The sequence below is a fragment of the Halomonas beimenensis genome (assembly GCF_002549795.1).
Taxonomy (GTDB): domain Bacteria; phylum Pseudomonadota; class Gammaproteobacteria; order Pseudomonadales; family Halomonadaceae; genus Halomonas; species Halomonas beimenensis.
In genome coordinates, this window is the sequence record NZ_CP021435.1 from 1,055,054 (window position 1) to 1,069,931 (window position 14,878).

Consider the following 14,878-nt stretch of genomic DNA (forward strand, 5'->3'; position numbering starts at 1 on the left):
CAATTCCTGATCAATCCTCGTCGGCGCCCATGGCCAGCGGCCTCGGACGAGGTTTCCAGGGGTTATCCACAGGGACGTTCAGCCTTGCTGTGAATGAACATCCTGCGCACGGCGACTATAGCAGGCATAATTGACGGCTATTGGTCGTGCCCCGGGATTTTTCCTAGGGTATGTGTAAAAATGGAATAACACGAAGTGTTGGTTATTCCATGTCACTCTTTTCAGCCACTGGAGGCACCCTCATGCTACGTTCCCTCGCCCTGACGATGCTGTCCGCCGGCGCCATCGCCTTCGCCGGCGGCGCCTCGGCCCAGGAAGACACCATCAAGGTCGGCATGTCCGGCGGCTACTTCCCCTTCACCTTCGTCGAGCAGGATACCCTCAAGGGGTTCGAGGTCGACGTCATGGAGGCGGTGGCCGAGGAGATGGGCGCCGAGGTGGAGTTCGTGACCGCCAACTTCTCCGGGCTCTTCGGCATGCTGGAGTCCGGCCGCATCGACACCATCGCCAACCAGATCACCATCACCGAGGAGCGCCAGGCGAAGTACGTCTTCACCCAGCCCTACGTCTATGACGGGGCTCAGGTGGTGGTCAAGGCAGGCAACGAGACCATCGAGGGCGTCGAGGACCTGCGCGGCAAGACCGTGGCCGTCAACCTGGGGTCCAACTACGAGCAGCTGCTGCGCGAGCTGCCCTATGCCGACGAGATCGACATCCGCACCTACGAGAGCAACATCGAGCAGGACACCGCCCTGGGCCGCGTGGATGCCTTCGTGATGGACCGGGTCAGCGCCAGCCAGGTGATCCAGGAGAAGCCCCTGCCCCTGCAGCTCGCCGGCCAGCCCTTCTCCGAGATTCGCAATGCCCTGCCGTTCCGGGACACCGAGGCCGATCGCGCCCTGCGCGACGAGGTGGATGCGGCCCTGGCCGCCCTGCGCGAGGACGGCACCCTGGCCGAGATCTCCCAGCGCTGGTTCGGTACCGACATCACTCGTCCCTGAGGAGCTGAGACGCCCGACATGAGCGTTCTCGATTTCGACTACATGCTGGGGCTGGTGCCCATCCTGCTCAGCTACCTGCCGTTGACGCTGGCCATGGCGGCGGCCGGGATGGTGCTGGCCCTGGTGCTGGCCTGTGGCCTGGCGGTGATCCGGGTGCTGGGGATTCCGGGGCTGAACGGCGCGACCCTGCTGTTCATCTCCTTCTTCCGCGGCACGCCGCTGCTGGTTCAGCTGTTCCTCTTCTACTACGGCTTGCCCCAGGTCCTGGCCTTCCTCACCCAGATCGACGGCATCACCGCCACCATCATGGGGCTGACCCTGCACTTCGCCGCCTACATGGCGGAGTCGATCCGCGCCGCCATCGTCGGCGTGGATCGCAGCCAGACCGAGGCGGCGCTGTCGATCGGCATGACCAACGGCCAGCTGATGCGCCGCATCGTGCTCCCCCAGGCGACACGGGTGGCCGTGCCGACCCTGATGAACTACTTCATCGACATGATCAAGGCTACCTCCCTGGCGTTCACCCTGGGGGTCACCGAGCTGATGGGCGCGACCCAGAAGGAGGCCGCCGGCAGTTTCCTGTACTTCGAGGCCTTCATCACCGTGGCGGTGATCTACTGGGGGATCGTCGAGCTGCTGGCCTGGTGCCAGCGGCGGCTGGAGTGGCGGCTCAACGAGGCGTATCGCAGATGATCAAGGTAGCCAATCTCGTCAAGCGCTTCGGCGACACCACCGTGCTCGACGGCATCGATCTCGAGATCGAGCAGGGCGAGATCATCGTGGTGATCGGCCCCTCGGGCACCGGCAAGTCGACCCTGCTGCGCTGCCTGAACTTCCTGGAGCGGCCCGACGCCGGTCGGCTGACCCTCGGCGACCTGGACGTCGATGTCACCCGCGCCACCAAGGCCGACATCCTGGCGGCGCGGCGGCGCACCGCCTTCGTGTTCCAGAACTATGCGCTCTTCGCCAACAAGACGGCGCTGGAGAACATCGCCGAGGGGCTGATCGTGGTCAACCGCTGGCCCAAGGCCAAGGCTCACGCCCGGGCCCGGGAGATCCTCGAGCGCATCGGCCTGGCCGACAAGGCCGATGCCTATCCGGCATCGCTCTCCGGCGGCCAGCAGCAGCGGGTCGGCATCGGTCGGGCCATGGCGGCCCAGGCCGAGGTGATCCTGTTCGACGAGCCGACCTCCTCGCTGGACCCGGAGTGGGTCGAGGAGGTGCTGGCGCTGATGAAGCGGCTCGCCGCGGAACGTCAGACCATGCTGGTGGTGACCCACGAGATGGGCTTCGCCCGTGACGTGGCGGACCGGGTGGTGTTCATGGAGGGCGGGCGCATCGTCGAGCAGGGGCCGCCCTCCCAGTTGTTCAATGCTCCCCGGGATCCACGCACCCGGGACTTCCTACGCAAGGTACTGGCCGCTCAACCCGCCGTCTCCACCTGATCGGGGGTGGAAGGGGCGGGGCACGCGCGGGATAATGAAGGGACAGTCAGACCGGAGGGACATCCCATGACCGTTCACGAGGAACTCGAGCAGGCGCTGAGGGAGCTCGAGTCCACCATGAAGGCCGCCGACATGTGGCGCATGGAACGCCCCGAGCCGGAAGCCTTCGACAGCACCCAGCCGTTCTGCATCGACACCATGGCGCTGCCCCAGTGGTTGCGCTTCGTGTTCATCGCCCGGCTCGAAGCGCTGGTGGAAGCTCGTGCTCCCATGCCGGCGACCTGCGACGTGGCCCCCGCCGTCGACGCCTACCTGATCCAGGAGGGCGCCCGCACCAGCGAACGGGTCTTGATGTGCAAGGTGGTCGAGCATATTGACCGGCTGGTCACCGAAAACTGAGAGGGTGCTTACACACTACTCCGCTAGGCCATGCTGCGTTTGAAAATCAGCCTCAAAATGCGCATTTACAAGCTCGTAAACTCCGCTTTTGGACTCGCGATATCCATATCGCTCGCTCTGCGAGCAGCGAAGCTGCCCAAATCGGCTGTCCCTGCAGTTTGTCGGCTGATTTCGCCTTGCCTGGCCGTCGCTCGTAACATTTGTAACCACCCTCTGAGACGCCCATGCCCTACTACTTCGCCTACGGCAGCAACATGAACCCGGCCCGGGTCGAGGCGCGCATCGGGGTCACCCGGCGCGCCCTGCCCGGGATCCTGGCCGACCATACCCTGCGCTTCGACAAGGCGTCCCGGGTGGCCGGCATCAGTCACGCCAATGTGGGGCCCGCCCCGGGCAAGCGGGTGGAGGGGGCGCTCTTCGAGCTGCTCGCCCCCGAGCAGATCGAGTGCATGGACCCCTTCGAGGGCTATCCCCACGACTACGATCGCCATCGCCTGCCGATCCATACCGAGCACGGGGCCATCGAGGCCTGGGTCTACATCGCCGCGCCGGGGACCACCGCCGAGGCGCTCCGGCCGGCGCGGGAATACCTCGATCACCTGCTGGCCGGCGAGCGGTTCAGGATGCCCGCCTACCATGCTCGCCTGGCCGAGGTGGAGGCGGTCCATGGCCTGGACGACGCCTCCCTGGCGGCGCTCGGGCTGTCCCGCCACTCGCCGCGTTGACCGGTGCCCGGTAACGAGCGAGGCCCGCCATTCGGCGGGCCTCGTCGCAGTAGAGGGCGTCGCTCAGTAGCGGAAGCTCACGCCGGCCATCACCACCATCGGATCGATCTCCACGGTGCCGGCATCGACCCCGCCGACCTTGGCGTCGGTATCGATATCCAGGTACCAGGCGGCGGCGTTCAGCGCCCAGTGGTCGTCGATCAGCAGGTCCACGCCCAGCTGGCCGGCCACCCCCCAGGAATCCTCCAGCTCCAGATCCACGCCCGATACGTCCAGCTCCTCGTCGGAGAAGCGGGTGTAGTTGACGCCCACCCCGGCATAGGGCTGGATCCGGGCATCGGTGCCGCCGAAGGGATAGAACTGCAGGGTCAGGGTCGGCGGCAGATGGTCGGTGGCGGCGATGTTCGCGCCGTCGAGCTCGATGTCGTGGTCGAAGGGCTCGGCGGCCAGCAGCTCCACGCCCAGCTTGTCGGTGAAGCGATAGCCCAGGGTAAAGGCGAAGGCGCTATCGTCCTGGACGTCTACATCGAACTCGCCGAGGGCGGTGTCCACGGTACCGTTGTCGCTCTTGGGCTCCACCTTGGCCACGCCGACGCGGGTGAAGAAGTCGCCGGCGCCATAGGCCAGGGCCTGGGTACTGGCGACCAGGCTGGCGGCGCCGAGGCCGGTGATCAGCAGGGTGGGCAGGATGGGCTTGCGCATGATGGGTCTCCTCGTGGATCGGGCGGTGGCGCCGGAAGTGTGGAGACGAGTCTACGCAAGGCCTTGCGGTCGAAACTTGACGCAGCGCAATCGCCGGCCGTGGCCGGCTTGATGGGGATCAACAAAAAGACGCCGGGCGCTGGGCCCGGCGTCCGGTCTGGAAGGAAATCGCGTCAGAAGCGGAAGGTCAGGACCCCGCCGACCGTCATCGGGTCCACTTCCGCTTCACCGATGTCGGTGCCGCCGACCGACACGTCGGCGTCCACGTCGGCATAACGTGCGAAGGCGCCTGCCAGCAGGTAGTCGGTGATCGCCAGGTCCACGCCCACCTGGCCGACCGCGCCCCAGGACTCATCGACGTCCAGGCCGTCGAGCTCTTCGTCGGAGAACCGGGTGTAGTTCAGTCCGGCGCCGACATAGGGCTGCACCTTCGCCCCGGTACCGCCCAGCGGATAGTAGTTGACCATCAGGTTGACCGGCATCCGGTCGACACCACCGATGTCTCCCAGGTTGCCGGTGTTCAGCTGGTGTTCGACGGGCTCAGCACCACTGAGCTCCATGCCCCACTTGTCGTGGAACAGGTAGCCCAGGGCATAGGCGAGATGACTCTCGTCGGAGATATCGAGCTCGCCCGCCACATCGAGGGTGCCGTTGTCGTCGGTGACCTCGGTCTTGGCGATGCCGCCTCGGACGTAGATATCCCCGGCCTGGTAGGCATAGGCGGACTGGGCGGCGACGAGGCCGGCGGCGGCGAAGGCGGTGGCGGTGATCAGATGCATGGTCTTCATGGGAAGCCTCCCTGTGACATCCGGATGCCGGCGCCGAACCATTCGGCGTCCGTGCGATCGCGTCAATGAGTATAGAAAACAGTGTTTCTAAATGTCTTGTAAAATTTTCCTATGGCCAGGATAGGGATGGATGCGGGTTTTCCATGGGGCTTGCCTTCAAAATCTAGCCTGAGTTACAGGATTTGTACAAGTATTTTCCACCCCGCGTCCCGCTCGCCGATCGGCCGGATCTCGTCTTCACTGACGATAGGGATGCGGCCCGGGGAGGCTTCGATGGTGATCGAGGAACGGCGGTACGACCCCCTGGTCTCGCTGCTGGTCGCGGCGGGCCTGGCCGTCTGGGTGCTATGGCAGCCTGAATTGGTGCGGGAGATGGCGTGGCCATGGCGGACGGCCCTGGTGGGGCTGGGCGTGTGGGCCCTGGGCGCGGCCTTCTTCCGGCCCGTGGCCATGGGGCGGGGGGAGGGAGCGCTGTGGCGGCTGACGGCGACGCCATGGAGCCGGGCCGCCCTGTGGGGCTTCGCGCTGCTGCTGGTGCTGCGCCGCCTCCTCGGTTGAGCGGGCCTCGAGAACGCGAAAAGCCGCCCGAAGGCGGCTTCTCTCATGAAACACTGGTCGCGGTGCGATCAGGCCTGCTCGAGGCTGTCGAACTCGGCGGTGATCTCGTCCTTGGGCGCCTCGGTGGCCAGGCTCACCGCCACGATGGCGATGTAGGCGAAGACCACACCGGGGACGATCTCGTAGAGATCGAAGATGCCGCCGGAGACCTGGGCCCAGGCCACGACGGTGACGCCGCCGACCACGATGCCGGCCAGGGCGCCCCAGGTGTTCATGCGGCGCCAGAACAGCGACATCACCAGGGCCGGGCCGAAGGCCGCACCGAAGCCGGCCCAGGCGTAGGACACCAGGCCCAGCACGGTGGAACCGGGGTTCATGGCCAGCAGGTAGGCGAGAATGGCGATGCCGACCACGGCGAAGCGGCCGACCCACACCAGCTCGGACTGGGTGGCGTCCTTGCGGAAGATGGCCTTGTAGAAGTCGTCGGTCAGCGCCGAGGAGGACACCAGCAACTGGGAGTCGGCGGTGGACATCACGGCGGCGAGGATGGCGGCCAGCAGCACGCCGGCGATCACCGGGTGGAAAATGGCGTTGACCATGACCATGAAGATGGTCTCGCCGTCGCCCAGGTCGCGGTTCATGTAGACGGTGCCCAGGATGCCCACGGCCATGGCGCAGACCAGGCAGAGGCCGGACCAGGACACGGCGATGCGCCGCGCGGTGGGGATGTCATTCTCGCTGCGGATGGCGGCGAAGCGCGCCAGGATATGCGGCTGGCCGAAGTAGCCCAGGCCCCAGGCCATGGAGCTGACGATGCCCATGACGGTGAGGGCCTCGCCGGTGGAGGCGTCGGTGAACCACTTCAGCATGTCCGGGTTCTCGGCCAGGATCTGGCTGCTGCTGCCGCCGACGCCGCCCAGCTCGGTGAAGGCGATCACCGGCACGATCAGCAGGGCCGCGGCCATCATCAGGCCCTGGATGAGGTCCGTCCAGGACACCGCCAGGAAGCCCCCGAAGAAGGTGTAGGAGATGATCGCCAGGGTACCGATGGTCAGTGCCATGGTGTAGTCGAAGCCGAAGACGGTCTCGAACAGCTTGGCGCCCGCCACCAGGCCGGAGCTGGTGTAGAACATGAAGAACAGCAGGATGAAGATCGCCGAGATCACCCGCAGCAACTGGCTGTTGTCGCGGAAGCGGTTGGCGAAGAACTCCGGCAGTGTCAGGGCGTCACCGGACTGGTAGCTGTAGACGCGCAGCCGCCTTGCCACGATCAGCCAGTTGAGCCAGGTACCGATCAGCAGGCCCACGGCGATCCAGCCGGCGGACAGGCCGCTGACGTAGGCCGCGCCCGGCAGCCCGAGCAGCAGCCAGCCGGACATGTCCGAGGCCCCGGCGGAGATCGCCGAGGTCCAGGGGCCGAGCGAGCGGCCCCCCAGGATGTAGTCGGAGAGATTCGTGGTGCGCTTGTAGGCGATGATGCCGATGGCCAGCATCACCACCAGGTAGAGCGCGAACGTAAAGCCGATGGTGGCATTATTGTCGACCATGAGGGGCTTCCTTCAGTTTGTTGTCGTTGATGACGAGCACGGATCACTCGTCTCCCAGCGCGAGCAGTGACGCGTTCCCGCCCAGTGCGGCGGTGTTGACGGTCACCGTCTTTTCCGTGGCGAATCGCAGCAGGTAGTTGGGGCCACCCGCCTTGGGGCCTGTACCGGAGAGGCCCTGGCCGCCGAACGGCTGGACCCCCACGACGGCTCCGATGATATTGCGGTTGACGTAGACGTTACCAACGCGGATTTTCTGCGCTATTTCATCGGCGAAGGACTCGTTGCGACTGTGCACGCCGAAGGTCAGGCCGTAGCCGCGGCCGTTGATCGACTCGATCACCCGGTCGATCTCGCTGGCCTGGTAGCGCACGATGTGCAGCACCGGCCCGAACTGCTCCCGCTCCAGGGCCTCGATACCGTCGATCTGGAAGGCCGTGGGCGCGACGAAGGTGCCGTTGGCGGTATGCGCCGGATCGAGGCGGGTCTCGGCGAGCAGCCGCCCCTCCCCCTTGAGCCGGTCGATGTGCGCCTGCAGGCCCTTGCGGGCGTCCTCGTCGATCACCGGGCCCACGTCGGTGCCCAGGTCGCTGGGATCGCCGACGTGCAGCTCGGCCATGGCACCCTCGAGGATCTCGATGACCCGGTCGGCCACGTCGTCCTGCAGGTAGAGGACCCGCAGCGCCGAGCAGCGCTGGCCGGCGCTCTGGAAGGCGGACTGGATGACGTCGGCCACCACCTGCTCGGGCAGGGCGGTGGAGTCGACGATCATGGCGTTCATGCCGCCGGTCTCGGCCACCAGGGTCGGCAGCGGGGCGTTCTCGCGGCTGGCCAGGGCGCGGTTGATGACCTGGGCGGTATCGGTGCCGCCGGTGAAGACCACGCCGGTGATGCGCGGATCGCTGGTCAGCACGCTGCCCACGGTGGGGCCGTCGCCGGGCAGCAGCTGGACCACGTCACGCGGCATGCCGGCCTCGTACAGCAGCTCGACGACGCGATGGGCGACGAGCGAGGTCTGCTCGGCGGGCTTGGCGAGCACGGTGTTGCCGGCCACCGCGGTGGCGACCATCTGGCCGCAGAAGATCGCCACCGGGAAGTTCCAGGGGCTGATCGCCGCGAACACGCCCTTGCCGCCCAGCATCAGGTCGTTGGACTCGCCGGTGGGCCCCGGCAGGCGGGTCGGCTCGGCGAAGAGCTCCTCGGCGCGCATGGCGTAGTAGCGGCAGAAGTCCACCGCCTCGCGGATCTCGTCGACCCCGTCGGTGAGCAGCTTGCCGCCTTCCCGGGAGCACAGCGCCATCAGCTCGCCCAGGTGGGTCTCCATCAGGTCGGCGAAGCGACGCAGGATGGCGGCCCGCTCGGCGACCGGCGTGGCGTCCCAGCGGGGGAAGGCCGCCCAGGCCGCGTCCAGGGCCTTCTGGGCCTGCTCCTGGGTGGTCCACTGGATGGTGCCGACGGTCCGGCGGCGGTCGTAGGGCGAGGTCACCTCATGGGTCTGGCTCGGGTCCTCGGCCACCTCGAAGGCCAGCAGGGGCCGGGCCTCGTAGCGGGTCTCCATGAAGCGACCCATCTCGTCCATCAGGGGCTGGTACTGGCTGCGGATGTTCAAGTTGACTCCCTGTGAGTTCCGACGTTTGGGCCCATAGATGTCCCTGGGCAGGGGAATACGGTTGTTGGCCAGGGTCTCGTACTGGCGCAGCGTCTCCACCGGGTGCACGCACAGCGACTCCACCGGCACCTTGGGGTCGACCAGCTGGTGGACGAACGACGAGTTGGCGCCGTTCTCGAGCAGGCGGCGAACCAGGTAGGGCAGCAGGTCCTTGTGGGCGCCCACCGGGGCATAGATGCGACAGTAGGTGCCCTGGGGCGCACGTTTCAGGGCCGCGTCATAGAGCGCCTCGCCCATGCCGTGCAGGCGCTGGAACTCGAACGCCCGGTCGGCCTGGTTGGCCTGCTCGAGGATGGTGCTGATGGTGTGGGCGTTGTGGGTGGCGAACTGCGGGAAGATCCGACCGCGGGTGGCGTCGGAGAGCAGGAAGCGCGCGCACACCAGGTAGGCCACGTCGGTGGAGGCCTTGCGGGTGAACACCGGGTAGCCGTCCACGCCGAGCTGCTGGGACTCCTTGATCTCGGTGTCCCAGTAGGCGCCCTTCACCAGGCGCAGCGGGATCTCGTCGCCCTGTTCATCGGCCAGGCGGTTGAGGTAGTGCAGCACCGGCAGGGCGCGCTTGGCGTAGGCCTGGACCACCAGGCCGAACTTGCCCCAGCCGCGGCAGGTCTCGCTCTCGTAGACGGCGCGGAAGACCTCCAGGGACAGCTCCAGGCGGTCGACTTCCTCGGCGTCGATGGTCACCGCCACGTCGCGTTCCCGGGCCATGGCGGCCAGCTCGCGCACGCTGCCGACCAGCTCGCGCAGCACCTGCTCGCGTCGGCCGAACTCGTAGCGCGGGTGCAGCGCCGAGAGCTTGATGGAGATCGAGGGCGTCGGGGTCCTGGCGGACAGCGAGCGACTGGTCTTGCCGACGCGTTCGATGGCCCGGGCGTAATCGTCGAAGTAGCGCTTGGCATCGCGCCGGGTGCGGGCGGCCTCGCCGAGCATGTCGTAGGAGTAGGTGTAGCCCTTGTCGAACAGCGGCTTGGAGCGCTTGAGGGCCTCGTCGATGTCCCGGCCGAGCACGAACTGCTTGCCCATGATCTTCATGGCCTCGTACATGGCGCGCCGGATCACCGGTTCGCCCATGCGGTTGACCATCTTGTTGATAAAGCCCGAGGGCTTGCCTTCGCGGGGCTTGTCCAGGGTCACGACCCGGCCGGTCATCAGCAGGCCCCAGGTGGAGGCATTGACCATCCAGGACTCGCTCTGGCCCAGGTGGGCCTTCCAGTCGGCGGGGCCGAGCTTGTCCTCGATCAGGGCGTCGGCGGTGGCCTTGTCGGGGATCCGCAGCATGGCCTCGGCGAGGCACATCAGCATCAGGCCCTCATGGGTGTCGAGGCTATATTGCTGGAGCAGCTCGTCGATGGTGTCCACCGCGGTGTCCATCTCGCGGATCTCGCGGACCAGCTGGGCGGTCTTGTCGGCGATGCGCGCGAAGTCCTCGCGACCGGCGCCCAGCGCCTGGATCAGCTCCTCGACGAAATCGTTCTCGTCGACCACATAGTGCTCGCTGATGCGAGCGAACAGGGTGTCGAGATCCTGACGCCAGGTGGCGTCATCCAGCATCTTGTTGGCATTGAGCATGTCGGTCCCCCGAAAGAAGCCCGTCGTCACAGGGTAGAGTCCCGGCCGCCGAGAAAGGTGCCACGGCGGACCCAGGGCATGGTGTGAGGGTAGGGCGGCTTCGCGGGTCGTGCTTGTCGAATCCCCGGCGAGATTTGTCGATTTCGCGGATGTTGAAGTTTCGTGACCGCTTTTTGCGACTTAAGTCTAAGGCGAGGCGGCCTGGTTGCCGAGCCGCTGAGGAGAGGGGCGGCGCAGCTGGCTGGGAGGGTGGCCGAAGGCGCGACGGAAGGCTCTGGACAGGGCGCTCTGGTTGGTGAAGCCGGTGAGGGCGGCGATCTCGGACAGCGGCAGGTGGCTTTCCCTGAGCAGTCGCCGTGCGGCGTCCAGTCGGCGGCGCAGCACGTACTGCCAGGGCGATACGCCGGTCTGGGCGCGGAACCGCTCGGTGAAGTGGGCCTCGCTCAGGCAGGCCTCCGCGGCCAGGTCGGCGACCCGCAGCCGGCTGCCCAGGTGACGATCGATGAAGCGATCCAGCGCCGCCAGGTCCAGTCGTCGTCCCCCGGTCGGGGCGTCGCCGGCCAGGCGGGCATGCAACGAACCGAGCAGCGGAAGGGCCAGGCGCTCCTGCTGGATGGCGGGCAAGGCGCCCTGTCGGCCGAGCAGTCGCAGCTCGTGGAGCACGAAGTCCAGGTAGCGCTCCAGCGGATCATCCAGGTTGAAGAAGCGTGGGGCGTCGAAAAGGCGCGCCAGCTCGTGATGATGGCCGGTCAGGGCGATGGCGTCGCGGGGCAGGTCGAGGATCAGCTGACGGTTCTCGCCGCTGCCGGCGTAGTAATGCAGGTGGTTGGCCGGCACGATGCAGCCGGAGAGCTCCCCGATGGAGCCGCCGAGCCCCTCGATCTCGAATTCCGCCTGGCCATGCAGCCCGATCACGATCTGATGGAAGTCGTGGGCGTGGTGGCGAATGGTGGTGTCGAGCGGGATCTGGCGGATGGCGCTGCTCATCGAAGGCCTCCGGCATGGCGATCAGGTCAGGACGCTCCAGTGTACCGTATCGCGCCTCAACACTCACTCAACGGGCTGGCGGCGCCGGATCTCGGTGCGGGCGGCGAGGTGGTCTCGCAGCGCCGACAGCTCGGCCCGGCCCTCGTCATCCAGCAGGGGCTTGCCGCGGGCGACCCGGCCATGGCGGCCATGCTCGTCCATCAGGCGCTGGGCTCGGCGGCGTACCCCTTCCAGGTAGTCGTCGTGGCGGATCGGGTAGCCGACGATGGCGTTCCACTTGGTCTCGTCGACCCGGCTTTCCAGAGCCTGGTCGAACAGGGCGAGGAGGTGCTCCGGCTCGGTGCGATAGCGCGGCGTGCGGGAGAGCATCAGCAGCACGACCATGCTTCCGATGACCAGCAGACAGACGAGGAAGACGATCAGGTAAAGGGCCATGGACGGGGCGTGACGACGGGCTCACCGCGGCGAGACAAGGAATGGGGGCAGAAGGGACCTCCTGCCTGGCGCGTCGATCCCGGCGAGGCAACGGGACCCGAACGAGGTGTCGGTCGTCGTTCCCTCGAGGGAGCTAGGAACGATTGTACGGCGTCTGACGGGGACTGGCCAAGGCCTCCTGAGCCGTGCACAGGGCACGAGGCGGGCGTGACCGGTATCACCACGATCGGAATCGGCCGTCAATCGGCGGGCAGGCGATGCAGCCGCCTGGCGCCCGACAGCCAGCCCCTCGGCCAGGGCCGTGAGGCCAGCTGACCGTCCCTCGCGAATTCACCATCATAGGCCGCGATCAGTTCCTGGAGGATATGACGCTCCGCCTGCTTCTGCGCCAGCTGGCCGGGCAGCAGCGATGCCAGGGCGGGGATGACATTGCGTCGCTGGAGGTGCTCCGTCACGCGAAGCGCATGTTCGGCCTGGGCCTCGGCCCGCTTCAGCATGGCCACCGCCTGGCCTCGGTGATGGATCGGGTGGAGCATCTCGCCTGGCGCCGGCGAGGTGGCGACAGGCGGCTCGCCGGTCGATGGTGCCGGATCGAGATCGCATGCGACGCGGTGCAGTTCGGCCAGCCGCTTCTCGCTCTCGACACCGAGGACGGCCATCAAGGGGCTGATCCCGCGCCCGAAGGTCAGGAACAGGAAGGCCAGCCGGCGATAGCGGTGCATCTCCTGGCGTTCGTGGTCCAGGGCCAGGGTCAGCAGTTCCTGGGGCAGCAGGGGGGTGGTCATGAGGGGATGATCGGGTCGTGCCATCGTGCAGCCTCCATGGGTGCCGTATTGTTGTTCTGGGAGGCAAGGGTAGGAAGGCGCGGCTTGCGAAACCATGACGCCGATCAAGGTCGAGTGCGGGAGGGGCCTCGTGCCTTCGATTCCATGCTCGGGGATGAGATAACTCATACCCGGCCCCGGACGGCCTGCCATGTCGCACGAGACATCGGCGTCCACCAGCGACACACTGAGGCGGCATGGCGATGCCCGCCAGTGGAGGGGCGGGACGTTGACCTCTAGGGTTAAGGAGTAGGGAGGGGATCGGTCTCTCCCATATCGGCCTTCGCCCCGGCGTCGGCTTCGACAGGGGGAGGCATGAGCAGCGTCAACAGTCTCCAGGCGGCGATGTCGCGCTTCTTCGACCTCGAAGACGACGAGCGTCGCTTGCTGGAGCGACTCGAACGCCGTCCGATCAGCGCCGTGAAGGGCCTGACGCTGTGGGCCCCCGAGGACCGGGTCGAGACCCTGTTCATCCTTCAGAGCGGTTGGGTGTGCACCTTCCGCGATACCGTCGAGGGCGAGCGCCAGATCATCGAGCTGCTGTTGCCCGGCGACATCATCGGCCTGCGGGAATTCACCTTCCACCATCACGCCAGCGAGGCCAGGATGATCACGCCCGGCACCATCAGCGGCTTCCCCCATCAGGAGGTCGTCGACCTCGTGCTGGCCTCGCCCTCACTGGCGATCGCGTTGTTCGCCGCCATCGCCCGTCAGGAGGCGCTGCTCACCGAACGCATGCTGGTCACCCTGCGCCGCCCGGCCCGGGTCCAGGTGTGCCACTTCGTCCTCGAGACCTATCTGCGCCTGCGCAAGATCCAGGTCGTCTCCCCCGACCAGATGCCCTTCCCCGTCTCCCAGCAGCTGCTGGGGCAGATCCTGGGCCAGTCCTCGGTGCACATCAGTCGCACCCTGATGGCCCTGGAACGGGATGGGGTCCTCAAGAAGCATCGCGGCCACGTGAGCATTCCCGACATCCGGCGCCTGTACGACGAGGCGGACTTCGAGGACGACTACCTCAGCGACCGGATCGATGGCCTCAGGGCAAGGCTGGCGGAACTGAGGGATGCCGCTCCGTAATCCGGTTCTACCCCTCGAGGGTCGCCGGGCGCGACGGCTGCCGGTCTGCGACCAAAGAAGTCAGGATTCTTAACAAAGGTTATCAATGCTTCTTTTTCGTGGGGGTTAGCTTGGTCCGACAAGGGAAGGACCTGGGATCCCGCCGACGCCAGACGCGTTGCATTCGGCCAGGACGAGGCAGGACCCGGATGTCGAGGCCCTGAGTGAGGCTTCTGGCAACGGGAGCGGCAAGCTTGGCGAGGAAGCCATCATCGGGTCCGAAGCCGTAACCCCAGATACCCCGAACCGGTGACCGGCGTCCCCACCGGAGCGGGCGGAATGCCATTTTCCATGATCCATCATCGATGCTCCCCCTCCCCGGAGACCCATTGTCAGACCTGCTGCCATCGTTCCTTGTGCCTGCCACTCTCCCTGGGCCTCGAGGATCTGGAGCGATTCGACACGATCGTTCGCCGCCGGGCGCCCCTGGCGAAGGGCGAGGCGCTGTTCCGCCAGGGGGCTACCTTTACCGGCGTCTATGTGGTGCGCACCGGGAGTCTCAAGCAGGTCACCACCGAAGGCGGCGTCGACGGCCAGTTGACCCACTTCTACCTGCCCAGCGAACTGGTGGGCCTCGACGGCATCGACGAAAACGCCTACCCCGGCACGGTGATCGCCCTGCAGACCACCACCGTCTGCGAGATCCCCCTCGACCGGCTCGATGCCCTGTCCGAGCGATTGCCGGTGCTGCGCACGCAGCTCTATCGCAGCATGAGCAAGGAGATGCGTGAGGACCTTCGGATGCTGCGCCTGCTGTCCCACAAGACCGCCGAGCAGCGTCTCGCGATCTTCTTCACCAGGTTATCCGATCGCTTCCGGCGTCACGGCTATTCCCCCTACAGCTTCCGGCTCTCCATGACCCTGGCGGACATCGGCAACTACCTCGGCCTGGCGGTGGAGACCGTCAGCCGGGTGCTGAGCCGCTTCCAGCAGCAGGGCCTGGTCGCGGTGTCCGGACGCGAGATCCATCTCCTGGCCCCGGACGCACTCATCCGGCTGAGGGAGGAAGACGACGCCTGCTGATCGCCGGCAAGGGCCGGGTGGGGTGGTGGGCAAGGTCCCATGCACGGCATGCGCTGCGATGTCGGGTGGTGCGTGAAGCCCAGTCCCTCACCG

15 protein-coding genes are annotated in these 14,878 nt (G+C 66.8%); 8 read left to right on the forward strand and 7 right to left on the reverse strand.

All coding sequences use genetic code 11. The annotated features are described in order from the left end of the window. Positions 1–242: 242 nt before the first annotated feature. The 5 genes from BEI_RS04990 to BEI_RS05010 all read left to right on the forward strand — a co-directional run bounded on the left by BEI_RS04990 (position 243) and on the right by BEI_RS05010 (position 3,570). Entirely contained in the window at positions 243–1,001 is a 759-nt protein-coding gene (locus BEI_RS04990) for an amino acid ABC transporter substrate-binding protein (RefSeq protein WP_097788480.1), read from the forward strand. An 18-nt stretch (positions 1,002–1,019) separates the two neighbouring features. Next, positions 1,020–1,694, forward strand: coding sequence for an amino acid ABC transporter permease (locus BEI_RS04995; protein ID WP_097788481.1), 675 nt, complete (start codon positions 1,020–1,022; stop codon positions 1,692–1,694). Continuing rightward, complete coding sequence (locus tag BEI_RS05000; protein ID WP_097788482.1) at positions 1,691–2,446, forward strand: amino acid ABC transporter ATP-binding protein; 756 nt, start codon at positions 1,691–1,693, stop codon at positions 2,444–2,446. The genes BEI_RS04995 and BEI_RS05000 overlap by 4 nt, the downstream gene beginning before the upstream one ends. A gap of 66 nt (positions 2,447–2,512) precedes the next feature. Beyond that, entirely contained in the window at positions 2,513–2,845 is a 333-nt protein-coding gene (locus BEI_RS05005; protein WP_097788483.1) for a YqcC family protein, read from the forward strand. Positions 2,846–3,069: 224 nt separating this feature from the next. Continuing rightward, positions 3,070–3,570 (forward strand): gamma-glutamylcyclotransferase family protein, encoded by a 501-nt coding sequence (locus BEI_RS05010; protein ID WP_097788484.1) that lies wholly within the window; start codon positions 3,070–3,072, stop codon positions 3,568–3,570. A gap of 63 nt (positions 3,571–3,633) precedes the next feature. On the opposite strand, the gene BEI_RS05015 is transcribed toward BEI_RS05010, so the two are convergent. Then, a complete protein-coding gene (locus BEI_RS05015; RefSeq protein ID WP_097788485.1) occupies positions 3,634–4,272 on the reverse strand; it encodes an OmpW/AlkL family protein in 639 nt (212 codons plus the stop codon). Between the two features lie 173 nt (positions 4,273–4,445). Beyond that, complete coding sequence (locus tag BEI_RS05020) at positions 4,446–5,060, reverse strand: OmpW/AlkL family protein (RefSeq protein ID WP_097788486.1); 615 nt, start codon at positions 5,058–5,060, stop codon at positions 4,446–4,448. Between the two features lie 273 nt (positions 5,061–5,333). On the opposite strand from BEI_RS05020, the gene BEI_RS05025 reads away from it, so the two are divergent. After that, entirely contained in the window at positions 5,334–5,618 is a 285-nt protein-coding gene (locus BEI_RS05025) for a hypothetical protein (protein WP_097788487.1), read from the forward strand. Positions 5,619–5,686: 68 nt separating this feature from the next. On the opposite strand, the gene putP is transcribed toward BEI_RS05025, so the two are convergent. The 5 genes from putP to BEI_RS05050 form a co-directional block, all read right to left on the reverse strand. Continuing rightward, complete coding sequence (gene putP / locus BEI_RS05030; protein ID WP_097788488.1) at positions 5,687–7,165, reverse strand: sodium/proline symporter PutP; 1,479 nt, start codon at positions 7,163–7,165, stop codon at positions 5,687–5,689. A 43-nt stretch (positions 7,166–7,208) separates the two neighbouring features. After that, positions 7,209–10,400, reverse strand: a complete 3,192-nt coding sequence (gene putA / locus BEI_RS05035; protein ID WP_097788489.1) for a bifunctional proline dehydrogenase/L-glutamate gamma-semialdehyde dehydrogenase PutA — start codon at positions 10,398–10,400, stop codon at positions 7,209–7,211. Between the two features lie 186 nt (positions 10,401–10,586). Further along, positions 10,587–11,387: an AraC family transcriptional regulator gene (locus BEI_RS05040; protein ID WP_097788490.1), complete on the reverse strand. Its 801-nt coding sequence runs from the start codon at positions 11,385–11,387 to the stop codon at positions 10,587–10,589. 63 nt (positions 11,388–11,450) lie between these two features. Continuing rightward, complete coding sequence (locus BEI_RS05045; protein WP_097788491.1) at positions 11,451–11,822, reverse strand: hypothetical protein; 372 nt, start codon at positions 11,820–11,822, stop codon at positions 11,451–11,453. A gap of 239 nt (positions 11,823–12,061) precedes the next feature. Then, complete coding sequence (locus BEI_RS05050; protein WP_097788492.1) at positions 12,062–12,631, reverse strand: hypothetical protein; 570 nt, start codon at positions 12,629–12,631, stop codon at positions 12,062–12,064. A gap of 330 nt (positions 12,632–12,961) precedes the next feature. On the opposite strand from BEI_RS05050, the gene BEI_RS05055 reads away from it, so the two are divergent. Together BEI_RS05055 and fnr are read left to right on the forward strand one after the other, a co-directional pair. Beyond that, the gene (locus BEI_RS05055) at positions 12,962–13,723 is read left to right on the forward strand and encodes a Crp/Fnr family transcriptional regulator (RefSeq protein ID WP_097788493.1); all 762 of its coding nucleotides are present in this window, start codon (positions 12,962–12,964) and stop codon (positions 13,721–13,723) included. 318 nt (positions 13,724–14,041) lie between these two features. Then, a complete protein-coding gene (gene fnr, locus BEI_RS05060) occupies positions 14,042–14,785 on the forward strand; it encodes a fumarate/nitrate reduction transcriptional regulator Fnr (RefSeq protein WP_227644581.1) in 744 nt (247 codons plus the stop codon). Positions 14,786–14,878: the final 93 nt, after the last annotated feature.